The organism is Streptosporangium sp. NPDC000509, from assembly GCF_042898365.1.
Taxonomy (GTDB): Bacteria; Actinomycetota; Actinomycetes; order Streptosporangiales; family Streptosporangiaceae; genus Streptosporangium.
The window spans coordinates 248181-270796 of record NZ_JBIAYX010000003.1 but is presented as its reverse complement, the minus strand read 5'-3'; the positions used below and the strand labels follow the sequence as shown (position 1 = coordinate 270796).

Annotated in this window: 15 protein-coding genes; 11 read left to right on the top strand and 4 right to left on the bottom strand. The window is 70.4% G+C overall.

Going from position 1 to position 22616, the window contains the following annotated elements; all coding sequences use genetic code 11:
• Positions 1–201: 201 nt before the first annotated feature.
• Together ACFY3D_RS07390 and ACFY3D_RS07385 are read left to right on the top strand one after the other, a co-directional pair.
• The gene (locus tag ACFY3D_RS07390; RefSeq protein ID WP_389976115.1) at positions 202–1317 is read left to right on the top strand and encodes a GuaB3 family IMP dehydrogenase-related protein; all 1116 of its coding nucleotides are present in this window, start codon (positions 202–204) and stop codon (positions 1315–1317) included.
• 89 nt (positions 1318–1406) lie between these two features.
• A complete protein-coding gene (locus ACFY3D_RS07385; RefSeq protein ID WP_389976113.1) occupies positions 1407–1598 on the top strand; it encodes a hypothetical protein in 192 nt (63 codons plus the stop codon).
• Here the strand turns inward: ACFY3D_RS07385 and nagA are convergent.
• Positions 1582–2718: an N-acetylglucosamine-6-phosphate deacetylase gene (nagA, locus tag ACFY3D_RS07380; protein ID WP_389976110.1), complete on the bottom strand. Its 1137-nt coding sequence runs from the start codon at positions 2716–2718 to the stop codon at positions 1582–1584. The genes ACFY3D_RS07385 and nagA overlap by 17 nt on opposite strands.
• Positions 2719–3060: 342 nt before the next feature.
• On the opposite strand from nagA, the gene ACFY3D_RS07375 reads away from it, so the two are divergent.
• Positions 3061–4791, top strand: coding sequence for a glycerol-3-phosphate dehydrogenase/oxidase (locus ACFY3D_RS07375; RefSeq protein WP_389976107.1), 1731 nt, complete (start codon positions 3061–3063; stop codon positions 4789–4791).
• Between the two features lie 174 nt (positions 4792–4965).
• Here ACFY3D_RS07375 and ACFY3D_RS07370 read toward each other — a convergent pair whose 3' ends face one another.
• Both ACFY3D_RS07370 and ACFY3D_RS07365 read right to left on the bottom strand, forming a co-directional pair.
• Positions 4966–7878: a M36 family metallopeptidase gene (locus ACFY3D_RS07370; protein ID WP_389976104.1), complete on the bottom strand. Its 2913-nt coding sequence runs from the start codon at positions 7876–7878 to the stop codon at positions 4966–4968.
• A gap of 204 nt (positions 7879–8082) precedes the next feature.
• Positions 8083–10293: a beta-propeller domain-containing protein gene (locus ACFY3D_RS07365; RefSeq protein WP_389976100.1), complete on the bottom strand. Its 2211-nt coding sequence runs from the start codon at positions 10291–10293 to the stop codon at positions 8083–8085.
• A 122-nt stretch (positions 10294–10415) separates the two neighbouring features.
• Here ACFY3D_RS07365 and ACFY3D_RS07360 point away from each other — a divergent pair, with 122 nt between their 5' ends.
• The 8 genes from ACFY3D_RS07360 to ACFY3D_RS07325 all read left to right on the top strand — a co-directional run bounded on the left by ACFY3D_RS07360 (position 10416) and on the right by ACFY3D_RS07325 (position 21546).
• Positions 10416–11963, top strand: a complete 1548-nt coding sequence (locus ACFY3D_RS07360; protein WP_389976097.1) for a succinic semialdehyde dehydrogenase — start codon at positions 10416–10418, stop codon at positions 11961–11963.
• A 160-nt stretch (positions 11964–12123) separates the two neighbouring features.
• Positions 12124–13815, top strand: coding sequence for a GMC family oxidoreductase N-terminal domain-containing protein (locus tag ACFY3D_RS07355; RefSeq protein ID WP_389976094.1), 1692 nt, complete (start codon positions 12124–12126; stop codon positions 13813–13815).
• Between the two features lie 209 nt (positions 13816–14024).
• Complete coding sequence (locus ACFY3D_RS07350; protein WP_389976091.1) at positions 14025–15281, top strand: ATP/GTP-binding protein; 1257 nt, start codon at positions 14025–14027, stop codon at positions 15279–15281.
• On the top strand, positions 15278–15838 hold the full coding sequence (locus ACFY3D_RS07345) for an RloB family protein (protein ID WP_389976088.1): 561 nt from the start codon (positions 15278–15280) through the stop codon (positions 15836–15838). Before ACFY3D_RS07350 ends, ACFY3D_RS07345 begins: the two co-directional genes overlap by 4 nt.
• Positions 15839–16157: 319 nt before the next feature.
• A complete protein-coding gene (locus tag ACFY3D_RS07340; protein WP_389976085.1) occupies positions 16158–17699 on the top strand; it encodes a DUF885 family protein in 1542 nt (513 codons plus the stop codon).
• 54 nt (positions 17700–17753) lie between these two features.
• The gene (locus ACFY3D_RS07335) at positions 17754–18647 is read left to right on the top strand and encodes an SDR family NAD(P)-dependent oxidoreductase (protein ID WP_389976082.1); all 894 of its coding nucleotides are present in this window, start codon (positions 17754–17756) and stop codon (positions 18645–18647) included.
• 41 nt (positions 18648–18688) lie between these two features.
• Complete coding sequence (guaA, locus tag ACFY3D_RS07330) at positions 18689–20260, top strand: glutamine-hydrolyzing GMP synthase (RefSeq protein ID WP_389976599.1); 1572 nt, start codon at positions 18689–18691, stop codon at positions 20258–20260.
• 80 nt (positions 20261–20340) lie between these two features.
• Complete coding sequence (locus ACFY3D_RS07325) at positions 20341–21546, top strand: acyltransferase family protein (protein ID WP_389976079.1); 1206 nt, start codon at positions 20341–20343, stop codon at positions 21544–21546.
• Between the two features lie 9 nt (positions 21547–21555).
• Here ACFY3D_RS07325 and ACFY3D_RS07320 read toward each other — a convergent pair whose 3' ends face one another.
• Positions 21556–22386, bottom strand: coding sequence for a polysaccharide deacetylase family protein (locus tag ACFY3D_RS07320; protein WP_389976076.1), 831 nt, complete (start codon positions 22384–22386; stop codon positions 21556–21558).
• Positions 22387–22616 lie beyond the last annotated feature (230 nt).

The window sequence follows — 22616 nt, the reverse complement described above, 5'->3', positions numbered from 1 at the left end:
GCGCGCGCCGCTCACGCGGGAGAACGTGGCGTGCGCTCCGCACGCACGAGACGCCGCGCGTACGGCCGTACCGCAGGGAACCGGCGTGTCGGGCGCACGCAGGGAACACAGCGTGCGCTGTGCGCACGGAACACGGCGTGCCGGGCGCACGCATGGAAAACGGCGTGCGCTGTGCGCGCACGGAACGGGAAAGACAGGCATATGACTCAGGTAGAGATCGGCCGCGGCAAGAACGGCCGTCGTGCCTACGCGCTCGACGAGATCGGCATCGTTCCCTCCCGTCGCACCCGCGACCCGGAGGAGGTCTCGATCGCCTGGCAGATCGACGCCTACCGCTTCGAGCTGCCCGTCGTGGTGAGCCCGATGGACAGCGTGGTCTCACCGAAGACCGCCATCGAGGTCGGCAGGCTCGGCGGTCTCGCCGTGCTCGACCTCGAAGGGCTGTGGACCAGGTACGACGACCCGACGCCCCTGCTGGAAGAGGTGGCCGAGCTCAAGGGCGCGCCCGCCACGAAGCGGCTGCAGGAGATCTACGACGCGCCGATCAAGGAGGAGCTGATCGGCCGCCGCATCGAGGAGATCCGCGCCGCCGGGGTGGCGACGGCCGTCCGGCTGTCCCCGCAGCGCACGGTCCAGTACCACAAGGCCGTCATCGACGCGGGCGTGGACATCTTCGTGATCCGCGGCACCACGGTCTCGGCCGAGCACGTCTCCGGCAGGGCCGAGCCGCTCAACCTCAAGCAGTTCATCTACGAGCTCGACGTGCCCGTCGTCGTCGGGGGGTGTGCCACCTACACCGCGGCGCTGCACCTGATGCGGACCGGCGCGGCCGGGGTGCTCGTCGGCTTCGGCGGCGGCGCCTCGCACACCACTCGTACGGTGCTGGGCGTGGTGGTGCCGATGGCCACCGCGATCTCCGACGTCGCCGCCGCCCGCCGCGACTACATGGACGAGTCCGGTGGCCGTTACGTCCACGTCATCGCCGACGGCGGCATGGGCACCTCCGGCGACATCGCCAAGGCGATCGCCGTGGGCGCGGACGCGGTCATGGTCGGCTCGCCGCTGGCGAGGGCCGTCGAGGCTCCCGGCCGGGGCTTCCACTGGGGGTCCGAGGCGCAGCACCCCGAGCTGCCCAGGGGCAAGCGGGTCGAGTTCGGCACGGTCGGCACGCTGGAGCAGATCCTGCACGGCCCCTCCTCGGTCGCCGACGGCTCGATGAACCTGATGGGCGCGCTCAGGCGCACGATGGCCACCGCCGGATACTCCGACCTCAAGGAGTTCCAGCGGGTCGAGGTCGTCGTCGCTCCGCAGGGCTGACCTTCTCGCGAGGGCGGGGCCGGACCTCACGCCGGCCCCCGTGAGGTCGATCGAGGCAGGGTGGGTTTCGCGCGGCAGGCCCTCCCGGTGTGGTCCGGCGGTTCGCCCGGCACGGCGCCGGGGCCGGGGAGCGTGATCTCGGTGAGCTCTCCCTCAACGCCCACCACGCCGTGCACCTGATGGCCGGGTCGCTGGAACCCGGCCTGGTCGGCATCCGCCGGGACCGGCCCCGATCCGGTCCTGACGCGGCTTCGATCCGCTGGGTCAGCGGGGCTCGGTGATCCAGGTGCCCCCGCGCATGACGCCGGAGACCTCCAGGTCGTCGGTGAGCACCACCAGGTCGGCCCGCTTGCCGACCGAGACGGATCCCAGGTGGTCGGCGAGTCCCAGAACCCTCGCGGGGGTGAGGGAGGCGATCTCGGACGCCTGGGCCAGGGACAGGCCCACCTCGCGCACGGCGCGGCGGAACGCGACGTCCATGGTGAGGGTGCTGCCCGCGATGGTGCCGCTCCCGGCGAGCCTGGCCTCACCGTTCACCACGTTCACCGTCATCGGGCCGAGCTCGTAGACGCCGTCGCCCATGCCCGCCGCCGCCATGGCGTCGGTGATCAGCGCGGTCCTGCCGGGCCCCGCGACCTCGAAGGCGAGGCGCGTCATGGCCGGGTGCAGGTGCACGCCGTCGTTGATCAGCTCCACCGTGACGCGCTCGTCCTGGAGCAGCGCGGCGATCGGCCCGGGATCGCGGTGGTGCAGCGGCGGCATCGCGTTGTAGAGGTGGGTCGCGACGCTGCCGCCCGCCTCGATGCCCGAGATCGTCTGCTCGTAGGTGGCGTCGCTGTGGCCGAGGGCAGCGATCACCCCGTTGGCCGTCGCCTCCCGTACGGTCTCCAGCGCGCCGGGCAGTTCGGCGGCGATGGTGATCATCCGTACGTGGCCGCGTCCGGCCTTGAGCAACCCGGCGAGCTCCGCCGGTGAGGGGTCCCGCAGCAGGGCCGGGTTGTGCGCACCGCAGCGGGCGGTGGAGATGTAGGGGCCCTCGAAGTGGATACCGGCGAGCAAGCCGTCCTCGCACAGGTCGGCGAGGGAGGCGGCGGCCCTGGCCAGATCGTCCGTGGAGGCGGTGACCAGGCTGGCCATGAGCGTGGTGGTGCCGTGACGGGCGTGCAGGTCGACGGCGAGGCTCGCCTGGTCGGGGTCCCCGGTGGGGAAGGAAGCGCCCGCCCCGCCGTGGTTGTGGATGTCGACGAAACCGGGCACGACGTACCGGCCGCCGAGACCGAGCCCGGCGCCGGGGGCCGAGCCCTGGCCCACGTGGGTGATGCGGCCGTCTTCGATGGTGAGCCAGCCTTCGTGGACACCTTCGGGGGTCACGACGCGGGCGTCGGCGAGTGTGATGCTCATGCTGCCCATCCTTGCGGGTCCCCGGGAAAACCGGCTCCCGGCACGACCGTCGGGACCACGGGGGCAGGGATCTTCTCCCTTTGAAGCGACGTGGTGCTCGCGCTCGACGTCGGATGGCCGGCGCGCCGTCCTCAGGTGACCGGTGGTATACCGGGCGCGTCCGCTTTCCGGTGAGTTGTTGGTGAAATACTGCCGAGAACTTGGTTTCTTGATGTTCATGGGGTACGGCCTGGGTGCTGCCCGCCTTCCCTACCGGTCAGTAGTAATGCCTAGGGTAGATGGGTAGATACCTCACGTAAGGCGACAAGACGCACCCCAGGGGGTCGCACAATGACGGCGCGAATGGGCACTGGACGACTTGGTCCTGCCGAGCGGTCCGCCGCACTGGCGCAGATGGGCGCCGAAGAACTCGACGTGGTGGTGATCGGAGGCGGGGTCGTCGGAGCGGGGGTCGCCCTGGACGCGGTGACCAGGGGGTTGTCCGTCGGGCTGCTGGAGGCGCGCGACTTCGCCTCCGGCACCTCCTCCAGGTCGTCCAAGCTGATCCACGGCGGTCTGCGCTATCTGGAACAGCTCAATTTCGAGTTGGTGAGGGAGGCGCTCCAGGAACGGGCCCTGCTGCTGCAGCGGATCGCCCCTCACCTGGTCAGGCCGGTGCCGTTCTTGTTCCCGCTGACGCATTACGGCTGGGAGCGGCCCTATGTCGGCGCGGGTCTGGTGCTGTACGACACGATGGGCTTCTCCACCGGGCTCGCGAGGGGCGTACCGGGCCACAGGCACCTGTCGCGTACGAGGGCGTTGCGGCTCGCGCCCGCGCTGCGCAAGACGGCGTTCTCGGGTGCGGTGCAGTACTGGGACGCCCAGGTCGACGACGCCCGCCATGTGATGACCACGCTGCGGACGGCGGCGATGTACGGGGCGAACGTCGCCTCGCGGGCGCAGGTGGTGGGTTTCCTGCGCGAGGGGGAGCGGGTCACCGGGGTCCGGGTGCGTGACCTGGAGGGCGGCAAGGAGTTCGAGGTGCGGGCCCGGCAGGTGGTGAACGCCACCGGGGTGTGGACCGACGACATCCAGGAGATGGTCGGCGGGCGCGGGCAGATCCACGTGAGGGCCTCCAAGGGCATTCACCTGGTGGTGCCGCGCGACCGGATCCACTCCCTCACCGGGATCATCCTGCGCACCGAGAAGTCGGTGCTGTTCGTCATTCCCTGGGGCCGGCACTGGATCATCGGCACCACCGACACCCGGTGGGAGCTGGACCGGGCCCACCCGGCGGCGTCGCGCTCCGACATCGACTACGTCCTCGACCACGTGAACGAGATGCTCTCGGTCCCGCTCACCCGCGAGGACGTCGAGGGTGTCTACGCGGGGCTGCGCCCGCTGCTGTCGGGGGAGTCGGAGGAGACGTCCCAGCTCTCCCGCGAGCACGTGGTGGCCCATCCCGTGCCGGGGCTGGTGATGGTGGCCGGCGGAAAATACACGACATATCGTGTTATGGCGAAGGATGCGGTCGACGCCGTGGCACACGGCCTGGACCAGCGGGTCCCGCCCTCCTGCACCGATCGCGTCCCGCTGGCCGGGGCAGAGGGCTACCAGGCTCTGTGGAACTCCCGGCAGCGGCTCGCCCAGTCCTCCGGGCTGCACGTGGCCAGGATCGAGCACCTGCTCCAGCGGTACGGGTCGATGATCGACGAGGTCCTGGCGCTGGTCGAGCAGGACCCGTCGCTGGGCAAGCCGCTCACCGGGGCCGACGACTACCTGCGGGCGGAGGTGGTCTACGCGGCGACCCACGAGGGTGCCCGGCACGTGAACGACGTGCTGACCCGGCGTACGCACATCTCGATCGAGACCTTCCACCGAGGAGTGGGCGTGGTCCAGGAGGCGGCCCAGCTGCTCGCCGGGCCACTGGGCTGGGACGCCGAGCAGATCAAGCGCGAGGTGGAGTACTACACCAAGCGCGTCGAGTCGGAACGGCTGTCCCAGGAGCAGGACACCGACCACGAGGCCGACGCCATCCGCCTCGGCGCCCCGGAGATCGTGCCGGTCGCCGTTCCCGAGACGGACCCCGTCTAGCCTCGGGGAGACCGGGAAGCGGACCTCCTCGACGGAGGTTCTCAAACCGGAGGGCTCCGCAACCGGCCCTCGCGACGGAGGACCTCGAACCGGGAGATCGCGGAACCGGCACCCGGAAACCGGGAGGTCCCCGGGTCCCGAGAAGCTCGGGACCCGGGGACTCCGGGAGCGGGACTAGCGGGTGAAGGCCTGGAACTCGGCCGCGCGCAGGTGGTCCCTGGCGGGGCTCGCCGTGGCGCAGTCGGTGGCGGAGTTGGGGTCGGCGTCCTGTTCACCGGCGTAGACGGGGTTGCCGGTGCACTGGGTGGAGACGGCCCGCAGGGTGAGGTGGGTCGCGGTGGTCGTGGGGATCTTGAAGGACTCGATGAGCAGGTCGGCGCCGCGAGGACGCGGCCTGCGCGTCTCGAAGGCGTTGGACGGGCTGGTGTAGACGACCGAGAAGGACGCGGGTGACGAGCAGTCCTTCTTGGTGGCGTCGCAGGCCAGGACCTCGAAGGCGCGCAGGGCGCTGAAGCGGTTCTGGCTGCCGGGGTCGGCCGGGTCGCTCGGCGCGGGCGGCCTGAGCATGGCGCTGACCTGCACGCGGCGGATCTTCTCCGGCTTGGTGCCGGCCAGGTCCACGGTGACGGACCTGCCCTTGACCGGAGCGGTGAGCGAGGCCCAGTTCGTCGCCTCCGTCTCGTCGATCAGCTTGGCCTGGTTGACGCCGTCACCGGTGGCGGTCGCGCCCAGCGCCGCCGAGGCGAGGTTCTTCGGCAGTGCGAGCGGCAGCGGCAGCTTCACGCCGGGCAGCACCGCGAACTTCACCCGGGTGTGCCCGAACCCGTTGCCCACGACCACGAAGTCGTAGATCCCCGGGGTCATCTCGACGGTGTCGCCGAGTTCGGTCGCCGGGTCGGTGTCGGCCACCGGCACCACGCGGCCCTCGTAGTCGCCGACGTACAGCCGGAGCGCCGCGTCCTTCGCCTCAAGCAGCGGCTTGAGCTGGATCCTGCCGTTCTTGCCGACCGGGTCGACGAAGCTCGGCGTCGGGTCCGGGTCGTTGCTCCCCGCGCTCGCCGCGCCCTGGCCGAGGCCGTGCTCGGCGAACGCGCGCCACATGATGGCCTGGTTCGCGCCGCCGAAGCGGATCACGTCGGCCGCGAGCATCGCGTCGCGGTGGTCGACGTAGCTGACCGAGCCGGAGGCCATCAGCAGCAGCGCGTCGAAGGAGACCTGCGCCCAGCGGCGGTTGCCCGGGCACTGCCCGAGCGGGGTCTTGCCCTCGGCGCACGCCTTCTGCTTGGCGGGGGTGCCTTCGCCGTACTTCTGGACGAAGGCCTTGCGCACGCCGTACTGGGTCGCCGACCAGATCTCACCGTCGGCGTGCACCTGCTGGCCGACGATGTCGTACGCGATGTCGCTGTAGTTCAGCGGGGACCTGGACATGTCGTAGTTGCGGATGCCCGCCTTCTTGTCGCCGGTGACGTAGCCGCCGGTGACGTAGGGGGTGTCGCCCGCGGGACGGTAGCCGTACTCGGAGAGGTACTCCATCGCGAACAGGTCGGAGGTGCTCTCGTTCATCGCCCCGGCCTGGGCGCCGCTCCACCCGGCGTTCGGGCCGGCGATCATGCGACCGGAGATCGCGTGGGTGTACTCGTGCCCGATCACCGACATGTCGTAGTCGCCGTCCACGCAGGGCGAGTAGAACGAGCCCGCGATCGGCTGCCACATGTACATGTTGGTGATGGGGGCGACACCGTCGGGGCCGGTGATCTGGTTGGCGTTGTCGCGCACGCTGAGCACCCGGGCGCCCGCCTGGGCGTTGCCCTGCTCGGGGTCGCCGCCGAGGCCGCCGCGCTCGCCGTTGTCGTTCTGCATGTTCCAGGCGGTCTCGGTGAAGCCGAGCCGGTAGGACCAGTCGTGCATGCGGTTGTGCATGACGTGCAGGTTGGACATCGCGGCTTCGAGGTCGGCCTCGCCCGGCTGGTCGAGGACGGCCGGGTCGCACTTGGCGGTGAACCACCTGTTGGTCCACGGGTAGACGTAGTCGCGGCTCGGGGTGGCCACGTTGCTGCGGGTGCCCACGGAGAACGCGTCGCCGCTGGCCCGGTTCTCCACGGTCTTGGCGGCGTTGCCGACGCTCGTGTTCGTCGGGGTGTTCGTGGCGTGGTCGACGTCCCACGCCTTGCCGGTGGCCGGGTCGGCGCCGATCACGTCACAGCCGGGGCCCGCCTTGGCGCACCACGTCGCGCGGGTGTCGGTGGAGGAGTAGTCGGCGGGGGGATTGGCGGTGAACGCCTTCCACCTGGGGTCGTCCGGCGCGCTGTGGTGGTCCACCAGGTTCTCGCGGGTGAGGATCTCGCCGCTGACCGCGTCCACGTGCGTCGTGTACGCGGCGGGCTCGCCCTCGCCGCCGCCGATCAGGACGACCTGGAACGCGTTGTGCGTCCCGTCGGGCGCGGGCACCGCCGTGGCGGTGACCTTCTTCACGGTGGCCGTGGCCAGGTCGATCCCGCCGTCCCTGGCCGCGATCTCCAGCGCCTGCTGCTCGGTGAGCCTGGCGGCGGGAGGCGCCTCGGAGGAGCGCGAGAGCGTCGAGGTGACGTGGAGGACCTTGCCGCCCTTCACCCCGATCACGACCTGCCCGTCCACGCCCGCGGGCAGGTCGCCGAACCTCTGCCGCAGCAGTACGGCGTACCCGTCACCGATGGGGTTGGCGGCGATCTTCTCCAGTGCGTCCACGGCCTCGCCGGAGAGTCCGAAGAGGTTCTCGTTCGCCTTGAGGTAGGCCCGTGCGGCCCGCTCGGGGTCGGCGTCCAGGCCCTCGGCGAGGGGGGCGGAGTCGGTGATGACGGCCGGGGTGCCGAGGGCGTTCCACCGGATCGTCGCGGTGCTCGCGGTCGCGGATCTGGAGAGCGAGGCAGGGGGTGCGACGCTGCCGCGCCGGTTGTCCAGGTCGGGCTTGGCGCTGTGTTCCGACTGGAAGTCGTGGGGCTTGGGAGGCTGGCCACCGGGTTCGCCCTGGGCGACCCCCGGCAGGGGAATGAAGAGCGCCGCTGTGGCGGCGGCGATGACGGTAACGCGTGACCAGGGTTTGGTCGACACCGATCCTCCTGCGAAAGCTGGCCGTCGTCGGCCATGGCACACGCGGATCACGTGTGGTGGGCAAGAGGTAACACCGATTCAAGCGTCCTGACAAGATCTTGTAAAGGTGTGTATATCGGTGTTATAGGGGCTCGCAAGGCACATAACAGGACGCGCCCCCGGCGGTGGGCCGGGGGCGCGGATCCGAGGCTTCGGGAGCCGGGCTCAGGAGAAGGGGATCCACGCCTGGTCGGCGAGGTCCTTCATGTCGCTGACCTTGAGGCCCAGGTCGGAGACCGTCCACAGGCTCTCGCCGATCACGACCGAGCGGCGGATGCCGGGATCGTACGCGGCGAAGCGGGTGTTCTCCACCGGCTTGGGCCTGGGGTGGCTGATCGTGCCGGTCCTGGTGACCGCGGAGTCGTCGATCCTGAGGACCAGGGCGGTCCCGTTGGTCGGCTCGGGGCCTCCCCACGAGCTCAGCGGGAGAACCGCCATGCCCGTCCTGGCCCAGTACAGGAAGGCGTGCGGATCCCACTCGGCCTCCGAGCCCGAGTCCTTCTGGAACATCTGCGACAGACGGCGCGGGTTCGCCGGATCGCTCACGTCGAACAGGGAGACCTGGGTGCCGAGCGTACGGCCCTGCTCGCTCGCCTCCTGGCCCACACCGATCAGCCGCCCGTCGCCCGCCGGGTGCAGGTACGCCGAGTAGCCGGTGATCTTCAGTTCGCCCGTCTTCCTCGGTGCGGCGGGGTCGCGCAGGTCGAGCGTGTAGAGCGGATCCACCTGCTTGAACGTCACCACGTAGCCCACCGGGCCGATGAAGCGGACCGAGTAGATCCGCTCGCCCCGCCCGAGCCCGCCGACCTCGCCGGTCTTGGCCAGGGTGTCGGCGTCGAGCACGTAGACGGCGCTTGAGCTGTCCTGCCCGTTCGTCGAGGTGGTGGCGACCCGCAGGTGTCCCTCGTGCTCCGACAGGGAGTACTGGTTGAGCAGCCTGCCGGAGACCTTGCCCGAGGCGACGTAGCGGGGTGCCCCGGCCGCGGTGATGTCGAACCGGTGGACCTCGGTCTCCTCGGGAGGCTGCCGCGGGGTCGGCTCGGCCGGTGTGGGCGTCGCGGGCGCCGGGGTGGGCGAGGCGACGGTCGGTGCGGCGGGGTCGCTCGGTGGGACCGTGCCGGTCACCGAGGGGTCGGGGACCGGTGAGGCGGGCGGCTCGGGGAGCAGGCTCGGGGCCGGCTCGGCGTTCGAGACGGACGCCGGGGTGACGGCGGGGGCGGGTGTCAAGGTCGACGCGGCGTTCGGCGTCAGGGAGGGCGCGGCGGTCGACGTCCCCGGGACGGCGGTGACGGTCGCGGAGTCGGACGGCTCGGAGGTCGCGGGAGCGTCCTCGACGATCGGCAGGTCGACCGGCCGTGGCCACCACCAGCGCGGGTTGCTCGCCACGTACAGGCTGGAGCCCGTCCCGTAGACGGTGTCGCCGTCGGCCGCGACGCTGATCGGGGACGTCTCGGCGAGTGCCTGCGACAGGTCGAGGCTGTGCACGGTCAGCATCGACGTCCCCGTGTACTCCGCGGGGTGGCTGACCTGGCCGCAGTCGACCGTACGGTCCGAGGTCACGCCGTCGGCGGTCGTCAGCTCGTACTTCGGCAGCCACGCCTCGATCGGCGCCTTCGCGACGATCTCCGCGTTGCGCCGGGTGCGCTCGTTCTCCGACAGGTCGGGGCCGGGGTCGGGGAACTCGATCCGCGGCTGGCTGCGGACCACGACGCGCACCGTCGAGCCGACCATCCTCGCGTCCACGTGGGCGCCGTCGGGGGTGAGCGAGCCGATCACCTTCGGCTTCTCCGACAGGTCCACGAGGACGTAACGCGGTCCGGGGCTCGCCGCGCGCTTGGCCGTCGCGCCGTACGGGATGATCCCGCCGCCGGAGAACAGCACCAGCGCCCGGTCGCCGCTGACCAGCAGGTCGGCCGGCGCCCACGCCTGCTCGGCGTCGACGAGCCTGAGCGTGCCGGTGACCTTCCTGGTCGCGGCGTCCACCACCCGCAGCACGCCGCGGTTCACGACAATGACCCGCTCGCCGTCGGTCTTCACCAGGTCGGGCTCGTCGACCCCGGCCTCGTGTGTGTTCGTGGTGGAGTGCTCGGGCGCGCCGGACCCGCTCTTGGCCGCGGCGTCGGAGGCGAGCGACCGCGCCTCCGCGTACATGACCGCGGGGCCGCCGATCCCCCAGGGGCCGACGGCTTTGGCCGTCGCCGCGCGCAGACCGGCCAGCATGTCGTCGCAGCCGCGGTAGGAGACCAGCTTGACGTCTCCCAGCTCGACCGGTGCCGTACGACCCGCGGCGGTCTTCGGTTCCGTCGAGCTGCACGCCGTGGCGAGCAGGGCCGCGGCGAGGGTGACCGCGCCGGCCGTACGAATCGATGTCCTCATGCCCCTACGACGGATGGGGGGAGCACGCGGTTCAACACCGGGCTACTCACCGGTAGTCATGGCATGCCTCCCGCGATTACGCTGCGAACATGGCCGTTCCCCCTGAAATGACACGGGCAGAGATGACACGGGTCCTCGACCCCCGCATGATCGAGCGCGTCCTACGGCACGTGACCTCCGGCGGCAGGACGCGGGAGATCACGGCGCCGTTCACCGGCGAGGTCCTCGCCGAGATGCCCGTCTCCACCGCCGACGACGTCCGCGCCGCCCACGCCTCGGCGCGACAGGCACAGCGGGAGTGGGCGGCCAGGTCCGCGCGGGAGCGTGCCGAGCCGTTCCTGCGCCTGCACGACGCCATCCTCGACCGCCGCGAGGAGATCCTCGACGTGGTCCAGTGGGAGACCGGCAAGGCCCGCAGGCACGCCTTCGAGGAGGTCCTCGACGTCGCGGGCTGCACCCTGTACTACGCGCGGCGGGCCCCCGGCCTGCTGGAGCCGAAGAGACGGGCGGGGATCCTGCCCGTCGCCACCAGGACGGTCGAGGCGCGCCGGCCCCGGGGGACGGTGGCCCTGGTCTCGCCGTGGAACTACCCGCTCTCGCTCGGCGTCACCGACGCCGTCCCCGCGCTGCTCGCGGGCAACGCCGTGGTCCACAAGCCCGACACCCAGACCGCGCTGTCCACGCTGTGGACGATCGACCTGCTCGTCTCCCTCGGCATGCCCCGCGACATCTGGCAGGTCGTCCTCGGCGACCCCGCGGAGGTGGGCGAGGCACTGCTCGACGACGCCGACTACCTGGCGTTCACCGGCTCGACCCGGGCCGGAAGGAAGATCGCCGAGGAGGCGGCGAAGCGGCTGATCGGCTGCTCGCTGGAACTCGGCGGCAAGAACCCGATGCTCGTGCTCGACGACGCCGACCTCGACGCCGCCACCCAGGGCGCGCTGCGCGCCTGCTTCACCAACGCCGGACAGCTGTGCCTCTCGGTCGAGCGGCTCTACGTCCACGACTCCGCGTACGACGCGTTCGTGGAACGGTTCGTCCGGCAGGTCGGCAACATGCGGCTCGGCGCCGGGCTCGACTGGAACGTGCAGATGGGCTCGCTCTCCTCCGCGCGGCAGCTGGAGGCGGTCGGCGCCCACGTGGACGACGCCGTCGCGAAGGGCGCCACGCTCCTCGCGGGCGGCAAGGCCCGCCCCGACCTCGGCCCGCTGTTCTACGAGCCCACCGTCCTGTCCGGCGTCGACGAGAGCATGGAGCTGTGCCGCGCCGAGACCTTCGGCCCCGTCGTCGCGATCTACCGCTTCGGCGACGACGACGAGGCGGTCGAGCGGGCCAACGACACGGCGTACGGGCTCAACGCCTCCGTCTGGACCCGCGACGTGCCGCGCGGGCGGGCGCTCGCCTCCCGGATCAGGGCGGGCACGGTCAACATCAACGAGGGGTACGCCTCGGCCTACGCCTCCTACGACGCGCCCATGGGCGGCATGAAGTCCTCGGGCCTCGGCCGCCGCCACGGGACCGAGGGGCTGCTGAGATACACCGAGGGACAGACCGTCTCCAGCCAGGCGCCCTGGCTGGGCTTCGAACCGGTCCTCGGCATGGCGTACGAGAAGTACGCCGACACCCTCGCGACCGCCTTCAAACTGATGAAGACGCTCCGCCTGAAGTGAGCGTCACGGGGCCGCCCGGGACGCGGAGTCGCCTGGGCCGTCCGGGGCACGAGGTTTCCCGGGCGGCCGCACCGAAGACGCGGAGCCTGGGCCGCCGAGGGCCGTCAAGGTCGCCGGGCCGGCCGGGGCCGTCGGAGGTCGTCGTTCGAAGGGAGCCGCCGTGTTCGACCACGACGTGCTGGTGATCGGATCGGGGTTCGGCGGGAGCGTCTCGGCGCTGCGCCTGACGGAGAAGGGCTACCGGGTCGCCGTGCTCGAGGCGGGCCGCCGCTTCGACGAGACCACGCTCCCCAGGACCTCCTGGCGGATCCGCGACTTCCTGTGGGCTCCGGCGCTGGGTCTGAAGGGCATCCAGCGCATCCACGTGCTGCGGGGCGAGAAGGGCACCGGTGTGATGGTCCTGGCGGGCGCCGGGGTCGGCGGGGGCTCCCTGGTCTACGCCAACACCCTCTACGAGCCGCCGGACGCGTTCTTCCAGGACGCGCAGTGGTCGTCCATCACCGACTGGAAGGCCGAGCTCGCCCCGTACTACGACCAGGCCTCGCGCATGCTGGGCGTGACGCTCAACCCGACCGTCACCCCGGCCGACGAGGTGGTGCGCGCGGTCGCCGAACGGATGGGCGTGGGCGACACCTTCCACCTCGCGCCGGTCGGAGTCTTCTTCGGCACCCCCGGCGTCGAGGTGGACGACCCCTACTTCGGCGGCGCGGGGCCGCGCCGCAGGGGGTGCACCGAGTGCGGCGAGTGCATGACGGGCTGCCGCCACAACGCCAAGAACACGCTGGTCAAGAACTATCTCCACCTCGCGGAGCGGGCCGGGGCGAAGGTCTTCGCCGAGACCACGGTCACCTCGGTCGCCCCGATCGAGGGCGGCTACCGGGTCGAGGTGCGCAGGACGGGAGCGCCCTGGCGCCGCCGCGTCCTCACCGCCGAGCACGTGATCTTCGCCGCGGGGACGTACGGCACCCAGAGCCTGCTGCACCGGCTCAAATCCTCGGGTGCGCTGCCCGGCCTCTCCGACCGCCTGGGCGCCCTCACCAGGACCAACTCCGAGGCGCTGCTCGGATTCGAGCGCCTCTCGGTCACGGGGGAGAAGCTCAACCGGGGGGTGGCGATCACCTCCTCGATCCACCCCGACGCCCACACGCACATCGAACCGGTCCGCTACGGCGACGGTTCCAACGCGATGGGCATGCTCCGCACCCTGCTCGTCGACGGGGGCGGCGCCCCGCGCTGGCTCAGGTTCCTCGGCGAGGCCCTGCGCGCGCCGCGTCGGGCCGCGAGGATGTTCAACCACCGCCGGTGGTCGGAGCGCGGCATCATCGCGCTGGTCATGCAGGCCAAGGACAACTCGATCACCCTGTCCTCGCGCAGAGGCGTGTTCGGCCGCGGGCTGCGCTCGCAGCGGGGCCACGGCGACCCCAACCCCACCTGGCTGCCGGCCGGTCACGAGTTCGTCCGGCACGCGGCCGAGGAGGTCGGCGGCGTGCCCGCGGGCTCCTGGCTCGACCTGTTCGACATCCCGGCCACCGCCCACTTCCTGGGCGGCTGCGCCATCGGCGCCGGGCCGGACACCGGGGTGATCGACCCCTACCACCGCGTCCACGGCTACGCGGGCCTGCACGTCGTCGACGGCTCCGCGGTCTCCGCCAACCCGGGCGTCAACCCCTCCCTCACCATCACCGCACAGGCCGAACGTGCGATGGCGCTGTGGCCCAACCGGGGAGAGCCCGACACCCGCCCCGCCCAGGGCTCCCCGTACGCCCGCCTCGCCCCCGTCGCCCCGGCGAACCCCGCCGTCCCCACCGCCGCCCCCGGCGCCCTCCGCCTCCCCATCGTCGACATCACCTGACAGGTCGCCGCGCGATTCGACACGCCGGGTGATCTACCGCGGATTCGACAACCATCGGGCCGGACTCCAGAGAACATGGTAATTCTGTGCTGGCATCCATCAGGGGAGCGTCATAGGCTGTTACGTGCAGACTTTGTGCACCAGAACGCAGATGACAGTGCGAAAAGCCCTGTCCCGGTAGGAGGTCTACGGTGCTTATCCGTTTCCGGATGGCCAACCACCGGTCCATCCGCAATGAGCATGAGCTGTCCCTGATCGCGACTGAGTTCGATGAGAGCGCGGGACGCAGGACCGGCCTCAAACACCGTGGGCGAGATGTTTCTGCGCAACCCGTGGCGGGCGTGTTCGGAGCCAACGCGTCGGGGAAGTCGAACCTGCTCAGTGGTTTCCGGCTCATGCGCGATGCGGTGCGAGACTCGTTCGCCGACTGGGCCAAGACGCCGGAGGTGGTTCCCCGGCAGTCCTTCAAGCTCGATCCCGCATGCCGCGAAGAGACAACCCTGTTCGAGGTGGATCTCGCCCTGGGCAAGGATCCTGTCCGCTGCACCTATGGCTTCGAGCTGTCGGACGAGCGGGTGGAGGCGGAGTGGCTTCACTCATATCCACATGGTCGCCGCAACGTCTGGTTCGACCGGGAGGCGGGCCGCCCCGAGTCGGAAGGAGGGGAGTTCATCTTCAGGGGAGAGGGATTCAGAGGAGAACGGGAATCCCTGGTCAGGTTGACCCGCCCCAACGCCCTGTTCCTGTCCGTCGGCGCGACTCTCAACGACCCGCAGCTGTCCGCGATACACAGATGGTTCCTCGACAACCTGTGGTTGGTGACACCGGGAAGAGATCTCAACGCCCGGGTGGACTGGACCAAGCGGCTCCTCACCCGCTCGGATCAGGAGACGAATTACCACCAGCGGATCACGCGGTTGCTGCAATCGGCCGACCTGGGAGTCACCCGCCTCGACACGGATCCCGAGACCGGGGAGATCAGGTTGTGGCATCGCACACCGGATGGCGGAGAGACCGCGTTGGACTTTCACACAGAGGAGTCCTTGGGCACCCATGCCTGGTTCGCCTTTCTCGGACCCATGCTCACCGTGCTGGACCAGGGGTCGGTCCTGCTGGTGGACGAGCTGGATTCGAGCCTGCACCCCACGCTCGCGGCCGAGGTCGTACGGGTCTTCCAGGACCCCGGGTCCAACCCACACGGTGCACAACTCATCTTCACGACGCACGACGCGACCTTGCTGGGCAGCGAGGTGCTCGACAGGCCGCTCAATCGTGATCAGGTGTGGATCACGGTGAAACAGCGCTCAGGAGAGACCGAGCTGTACCCGCTGACAGAGGCCAAGCCACGTAAGGAAGAGAACCTGGAGCGCGGTTACCTGCGTGGCCGCTATGGCGGAGTGCCTCGGGTAACCGCCGGAAAAATCGTCCGTGAACTGTCCAGGCAAGAGGCGAAGGCGACGGCGTGAGCAAGCGGGCGGGGAAAGAGCACGAGCCGGGAAGGCGGAGAAGACGCGGACGGCTGGAAGACGAGCGTCCGCTGACTCCGAGACTCGGCTCGCACTCGCGTGAGGTACGGGTGCTGTACGTGGCCTGCGAGGGCGAATCCACCGAACCGGATTACCTGGATTACCTGAACGACCAGTTCGGGGACGGTGGTCAGGGGCGGCAATCCTTCCGAATCCAGCTCGTCCCTCGCAGGGATGGAAGGACGCCTTCGGGGATCGTCGAAGCCGTAAGGAAAGTCGCGGGTGAGGATGAGGCATGGGCGCTCTTCGACCGTGATCGGTGGAATGACATCCCGCAGGCGGTCAAGGCCGCCGCCGCCTCCAAGGTCGAGCTCGCCTTCTCGCACCCGTCATTCGACCTGTGGTTACTGCTGCACTTCCAGATGTTCGGAGGGGCACAGAGCGGCAATGCAAGATCGTGGTCGAGAAGCTGCGGCAGGCCAGGGGCGCGGACGCCTTCAAGGACTATGGCAAGAAGGGAGAGAAGAGCATCAAGGGTGCTCGGCGCGATGCTCTGAAAGGACGGGAGGGCAGGGCGGTGGCGCATGCCCGAAGTTTGGTGGCCTCCTGCGCACAGGGGTTCTGCGCGCCCGACCGTGCGAAGATCGGGCCGGTTGACCTCAAGGCCGAACCGGAGTCTCCTCAAGAGTGGGCGGCTCGTTCCGGACATGCTCTGGAGTGCCAGGTTCTCCAACGTGATCCATCCACTGACATGTGGCGCTTACTGGCCACGCTGAGTATCGACGGACGGAAGCCTCGGGAGGCATCGCCGGGAGCGGCGTCCGGATGATGCTTACTCTCGGGTTCGGGAGGGTTCGCTGATATAGCGTCGCGGTCATGAGCGAACTCGACGGCCGCCTTCGCGCGGTGTGCGACCTCACCGTCTCCGGCGTCAGGGAAATGGCCGGGCGGCACGAGTACGACGGACTCATCCAGGACCTCTCGCCCGAGGGGGTGCGCACCGGGCTGGCCGCGCTGGGCCGGGGGCCTTTGCCCGCCGATCCGTACGACGCGGCGCACCTGCAGATCTTCGAGGAGGCCGTGCGGGTGCAGTTCGGCGAGCTGGAACTGCACCGCCGCAACCCTCTGGAGCATGTGGGCAACCTCGACCTGGCCACCTACGACCGCGAGTACGCCCCGGAGGCCGAGCGGAACGCCGCCAAGCTTGCCCACCTGGCCCGCTGGCCGGAGGCGGTGGACGGCGCGATCGCCTCGCTCGACCTGCTCAGCGCCCCCGTCGCGACCGCCCTGCTCGGAGTGGTGCGCGGTCTGGCCTCCGGGGTGCCCGGGGACGCAGAGGAGAGTGTGCGTGAGGCGGCGTTCAGGGCACATGCCAGGTTGGTGCAGCACGTGGAGAAGGCCGCGCACGACGGCGACCCGGACGCCTCCCTCGGCGCCGAGGGTCTCGCCAGGCTCATGGGTGGCGGTGAAGGGCTCCCGGTCGACCTGGGACGGCTCGCCGAGCGCGCCGACGCCGAGCGCGACCGCCTGATGGCCCGGCTGGCGGAGTCGTGCGCCGCGCTGGGACTCGCGGGACGGCCGCCGCTTGAGGTCGCACGCGAGCTCGTCAGGCGGCACCCCGATCCCGACGGTGTGATCGAGGCGGCCAGGGTCGGCACCGAGAGGGCGATCGCCTTCACCAGGGAGAAGGACCTGGTGCCCTATCACGACGGGGAGTGCCTGGTCGGCATCGCGCCCGAGTCGCGCCGGTGGGGCATGGCGATGATGAGCTGGTCGGCGCCGGGCGAGCCGGACGGTCCCTCGTGGTATCACGTCACCCCGCCCGACCCCTCGTGGCCCGAGCGCGACATCGAGGAGTGGCTGGAGGTCTTCAGCGACACCACGCTTCCCGCGATCAACGTGCACGAGGTCGCCCCCGGGCACTTCTCCCACGGCCGCGCCCTGCGCCACGCCCGTTCCGACGTGCGGCGGACGCTGATGTCGCTCTCCTTCGCGGAGGGCTGGGCGCACTACGCGGAGGAGCTCTGCGTCGAGGAGGACTTCGCCCCCGGCGACCCGCGCTTCGAGATCGGGGTGTGGCTGGAGGCGCTCATCAGGGTGACCCGGCTGGCCTGCGCGATCGGCGTGCACTCCGGCGCGATGACCGTCGAGGAGGGGGCCCGCCGGTTCGCCGCCGACACCCACCTCGCCGGTCCCGCGGCCCTGTCGGAGGCGGCGCGGGCCACCTTCGACCCCACCTACGGCCGCTACACCTGGGGCAAGCTGGAGATCCTCGACCTGCGTGACCGCGCCAGGGCCGAGTGGGGTCCCGGCTTCGGTCTCAACCGCTTCCACACCGCGATGCTCGACCTCGGCTCCCCGCCCCTCGGCCTCCTCGGCCACGCCCTCCGGCACGAACCGGAGGAGCGCGAGGTGTGAACCAGCGGCCTGGAGGTACGACGATCCGTAACCATCGGGCTGGGAGGAAGCACCATGCGGGAGTTGTCGGGCAAGGTCGCGGTCGTCACGGGGGCGGGCGGCGGGATCGGGAGGGCGCTCGCGCTGGGCCTGGCCGCGGAGGGGATGTCCCTCATGCTCGCCGACGTCGAGCCGGGAGATCTCGCGGACACCGCCTCGCTGGTGGAGGCGGGCGCCGACGGGGGCAAGGTCCTCACCGAGATCACCGACGTCTCCGACCCGGTGGCCGTGGAGCACCTCGCCGACCGTACGTTCGGCGAGCTGGGCGCGGTCCACGTGCTGTGCAACAACGCGGGGGTCTTCCAGGGCGGCCGGATGTGGACGAGGGAGCCGGAGGACTTCGCCTGGCCGCTCGGGGTGAACCTGTGGGGCATCCTCCACGGCGTCCGGGCCTTCGTGCCCCGCATGATCGACCAGGACACCGAGGGGCACGTCCTCAACACCGTCTCCGCCGCGGGACTGTTCGCCATCCCCTACCTGGGGCCTTATTCGGTCTCGAAGTACGCCGCGTTCGCCGCCTCGCAGTCCCTCGCCCAGGATCTCGCGACGGCCGGCTCCAGGCTCCGGGTGACCGCGCTGTGCCCCGGCGGGGTGCGTACCGGCCTCAACCACTCCGGCCGCCACCGGCCGGAGAACCTGGTGGCCGCCGGACGCGCCGAGGACGAGGACGAGGAGGTCTCCGCCGCGATCATCGGCGGCCTGGTGGAGGAGGGCATCGACCCGGCCGAGGTGGCCCGCGCCGCGGTGGCCGCCATCCGCGAGGAGCGTTTCCTGGTCCTCACCCACCCGGGCTACGCGGAGATCCTGCGTGAGCAGACCGAGGCACTGATCGCCGGGGCGCTGCCCTCGTTCTCCGGCCGGGGGGACCGTGCGGGTGGGCGCGACGGCGGGAGATCTTTTCGGCTGTGAGCGGGCGGGCTGACGGGCGCCGATAGACTGGGGACACCGCTCTGTTCCTTTTGGGGGTCTTGGTGTCTGAGTTCGACACGGTCCTGGTCGTCGACTTCGGCGCGCAGTACGCGCAGCTGATCGCGCGAAGGGTGCGTGAATGCCACGTCTACTCCGAGATCGTCCCTTCGACGATGCCGGTCGAGGAGATGATGGCGAAGAAGCCCAAGGCGATCATCCTGTCCGGCGGCCCCTCCTCGGTGTACGCCGAGGGTGCCCCCGCCGCCCCCGCGGGCCTGTTCGAGACCGGCGTGCCGACCTTCGGCATCTGCTACGGCTTCCAGGTCATGGCCCAGGAACTGGGTGGAAAGGTGGCCAGGACCGGCACCGCCGAGTACGGCGGGACCCCCCTCGACGTCGAGGAGGAGGGCGTGCTCTTCGCGGGGCTGCCCGCCGCGCAGTCGGTCTGGATGTCCCACGGTGACAGCGTCGCCGCCGCCCCCGAGGGCTTCACGGTCACCGCCGCGACGGCCCAGACGCCCGTCGCCGCCTTCGAGCACCCCGAGCTCGGCCTGTACGGCGTCCAGTTCCACCCCGAGGTCCTCCACTCCGAGCACGGCCAGACCGTGTTGAAGCACTTCCTCGACGCGGCGGGCTGCCGCCCCTCCTGGACGATGGTCAACATCGTCGAGGACGCGGTCGAGGCGATCCGCGCCCAGATCGGCCCCGAGGGCCGCGCCATCTGCGCCCTGTCCGGCGGCGTCGACTCCGCGGTGGCCGCCGCCATGGTCCAGCGGGCGATCGGTGACCGGCTGACCTGTGTCTTCGTCGATCATGGGCTGCTGCGCAAGGGCGAGGCCGAGCAGGTCGAGCGCGACTTCGTGGCCGTCACCGGCGTCAAGCTGCGCGTGGTCGACGCACAGGAGCGCTTCCTGAAGGCGCTCGACGGGGTCACCGACCCTGAGGAGAAGCGCAAGATCATCGGCCGTGAGTTCATCAGGGTCTTCGAGGACGAGCAGCGCGCCATCCTCGCCGACGGCCCCGTCGACTTCCTCGTCCAGGGCACCCTTTACCCCGACGTGGTCGAGTCCGGTGGCGGCACCGGCACCGCCAACATCAAGTCCCACCACAACGTCGGCGGCCTCCCCGACGATCTCCGGTTCTCGTTGGTGGAGCCGCTCCGGGCTCTGTTCAAGGACGAGGTGCGCCGGGCGGGAGAGCAGCTGGGCCTGCCCGCCGCGATGGTCTGGCGCCAGCCGTTCCCCGGCCCAGGGCTGGGCATCCGCATCATCGGCGCGGTGAACCGCGAGCGTCTGGAGATCCTCCGCGAGGCGGACGCCATCGCCCGCGAGGAGCTCTCGCGCGCCGGTCTCGACCGGGACATCTGGCAGTGCCCGGTCGTCCTGCTCGCCGACGTCCGTTCGGTGGGCGTCCAGGGCGACGGCCGCACCTACGGTCACCCGGTCGTCCTGCGCCCGGTCTCCAGCGAGGACGCGATGACCGCAGACTGGTCGCGTGTCCCGTACGACGTGCTCGCCCGCGTCTCCACCCGCATCACGAACGAGGTCCGCGAGGTCAACAGGGTGGTGCTCGACGTGACCAGCAAGCCCCCGGGCACCATCGAGTGGGAGTAGCCGCCTCGGCGGGCGACGGGGAGGGATCTCCTCGGCGGTTGGCGCCGTTTGGCGGGGAGCCGGAAGGTAAGTTGGGGTGGGTGTCTTCCACCACCCCCATCGGCGCAGACTCCCCCAAGACCGCCGTCGCCCGCCTGGCGTGGCTCGACGCGTTGCGTGGCATCGGCGCGGTCGCCGTGTTGCTGGAGCACATGCTGCCCTGGTTCATGCCCGCCCTGAGGCCGTACTGGTTCAACCTCGGGATGTACGGCGTCCTGGTGTTCTTCCTGGTCAGCGGCTACATCATCCCGGTCTCGCTGGAGCGGCACGGCGATGTCAGGGCGTTCTGGATCAGCCGCGTGTTCCGGCTCTACCCGATCTACCTGCTGGTCTCGGCGTTCGTCCTGCTGACGGCGTTCTGGATGCCCGTCCGCGAGCAGGTGCCCAGGGACCTGTCGTCGGTCGCCGCGCACGCCACGATGCTGCTGGACGTGGTGGGCAGGGGCGGCCTCGCCGACACCATGTGGACGCTCTCCTACGAGATGGTCTTCTACCTGGTCGTCACCGCGCTGTTCGTCGGCGGGCTGCACCGGGCGAGCGGGACCTTCGCGGTGGGCTTCGGTGTCGTCGCGGTCGCGGTGGGGCTGGTGCTGACGGCACCGCTGCTCCAGGGACCCTGGCCCGCGTACGTGTCCGGGGTGCTGTTCTTCGTGGGGCTGGCGTGCCTGATCGGCGGCCGGTTCAGGAGGACCGCCGCGTACGTCCTCGGTGCGACGGCGCTGGTGCTTCTGATCTTTTCGAGTTTCGTGCCGTGGTTCGGTGCGGCGATCCTGTCGGTGATGTTCGCCGGGACCGCGATCCGCCGCTGGGAGCAGGGCTCGGGCGGGCTCTGGCCGGTGGCGGCGGCGACCGTGCTCGTGGCGCTGGCGCCGGTCTGGGCGGAGCAGGCGGGCTGGTGGTGGGTGCAGCCGGGGCCGTGGTTCACCACCATCGCGCTGGCCGGGGCGTCGTTCGCGGGTGCGATGGCCCTGCGCGAGCGCCGGCTGCCCAGGTTCCTCGTCTGGCTGGGTCTGGTCAGCTACTCGGTCTACCTGCTGCACCACCCGCTGCTGCGGATCGCGCACGTCGTCCTCGATGACGTGCGGAACGCGGGGCAGGTGGTGCAGCTCTCACTGTCGGTGGCGTTCGTGCTGGTGGTGCTCGGCCTGAGCCTGCTCACCTACCGCTACGTGGAGCTTCCCATGCAGCGGCTGGGCAGGCGAGTGGCCCGGAGGCCGTCCTCCAGCGAGGTCGCCCCCACCCGGTGAGGTTTCGGCTCAGGAGCCGTCCTCGGGGGACTGGGCGTAGTCCTCGGGGTCGCCGGTGGGCGACTCGGAGGGCAGGTCCTTGTCCTTCTCCGAGCCGACGGGGTAGACGTCTCCTGGCTGGGTGGCCTTGGCGCCGCGCAGCGAGGAGACGGCCACCACGTGGTAGCCCTGCTTCTGGAGCGCGGTCAGCAGCTTCGGCATCACCTTGACGGTCTGCTCCACCCAGTCGTGCATGAGGATGACCCCGTCACGCTTGGCGTTCTTGAGCACCTCGTCGTAGATGGCCTTCTCGTTCTTGGTCGCCCAGTCTCGTGAACCGCCGTTCCACAGGATGATCGGCATGTTCATCTGGGTGGCGATCGCCGAGACCCGCTCGTCGAACTCACCGTAGGGCGGGCGAATCGTCGTCGGGTACTTGCCGGTGACCTTCTTGACGATGTCTTGGGTCTTGGTGAGTTCCTCGCGGATCTTGTCTTCCGAGATCTCCCGCAGGTGCGGGTGGGTGTAGCTGTGGTTACCGATGTCGTGGCCTTCGGTGACCATCCGCTTGGCGAACGCGGGGCGGGACTTCACGTACTGGCCCTCAAGGAAGAACGTCGCCTTGGACTTGTACTTCTTGAAGGTGTCGAGCAGCTTGTCCGCGTACTTGCCGGGGCCGTCGTCGAAGGTGAGCGCGATGCACTTCACCTTCGCGCAGTCCACGGGCTTCGGCGCGGGCTTGGCCTTGGGGGCGGGCTTGGCCTTGCTCGCCGTGGTGGCCTTCGGTTCGGGCTTCTCCGCGCTCCACGCGGTGGTCGGGACGGAAATCATGGCCAGCGCACAGGATGTGGCCAGCAACATTCGGACAGGAGACTTCATGAGGGGAGCTCCGGGTCAAATCGACGTCGGTCGAATGGGCATCCTATCGAGGTGCCTGATACCTCCTGGGGCAGAAGCGTCACGATGTCCTGTGAAAGGCACGCTCTCCCGCGGCCGGGGCATGCCGTCTTCGCTCAGCGCAAACTTGACGTTTCCCCAGGTCATGAGTGCGTATAGCGGGCCGTGGGCGTGCGGGGCGCGCCTCGGGCGTA

What these genes read in the sequence shown, in the direction of transcription:
- ACFY3D_RS07390 (WP_389976115.1), top strand. Translation starts at nt 202, where the DNA reads ATGACTCAGGTAGAGATCGGCCGCGGCAAGAACGGCCGTCGTGCCTAC.
- nagA (WP_389976110.1), bottom strand. Translation starts at nt 2,718, where the DNA reads ATGAGCATCACACTCGCCGACGCCCGCGTCGTGACCCCCGAAGGTGTC.
- ACFY3D_RS07375 (WP_389976107.1), top strand. Translation starts at nt 3,061, where the DNA reads ATGGGCACTGGACGACTTGGTCCTGCCGAGCGGTCCGCCGCACTGGCG.
- ACFY3D_RS07365 (WP_389976100.1), bottom strand. Translation starts at nt 10,293, where the DNA reads ATGAGGACATCGATTCGTACGGCCGGCGCGGTCACCCTCGCCGCGGCC.
- ACFY3D_RS07360 (WP_389976097.1), top strand. Translation starts at nt 10,416, where the DNA reads ATGACACGGGTCCTCGACCCCCGCATGATCGAGCGCGTCCTACGGCAC.
- ACFY3D_RS07350 (WP_389976091.1), top strand. Translation starts at nt 14,025, where the DNA reads ATGGCCAACCACCGGTCCATCCGCAATGAGCATGAGCTGTCCCTGATC.
- ACFY3D_RS07340 (WP_389976085.1), top strand. Translation starts at nt 16,158, where the DNA reads ATGAGCGAACTCGACGGCCGCCTTCGCGCGGTGTGCGACCTCACCGTC.
- ACFY3D_RS07335 (WP_389976082.1), top strand. Translation starts at nt 17,754, where the DNA reads ATGCGGGAGTTGTCGGGCAAGGTCGCGGTCGTCACGGGGGCGGGCGGC.
- ACFY3D_RS07320 (WP_389976076.1), bottom strand. Translation starts at nt 22,386, where the DNA reads ATGTTGCTGGCCACATCCTGTGCGCTGGCCATGATTTCCGTCCCGACC.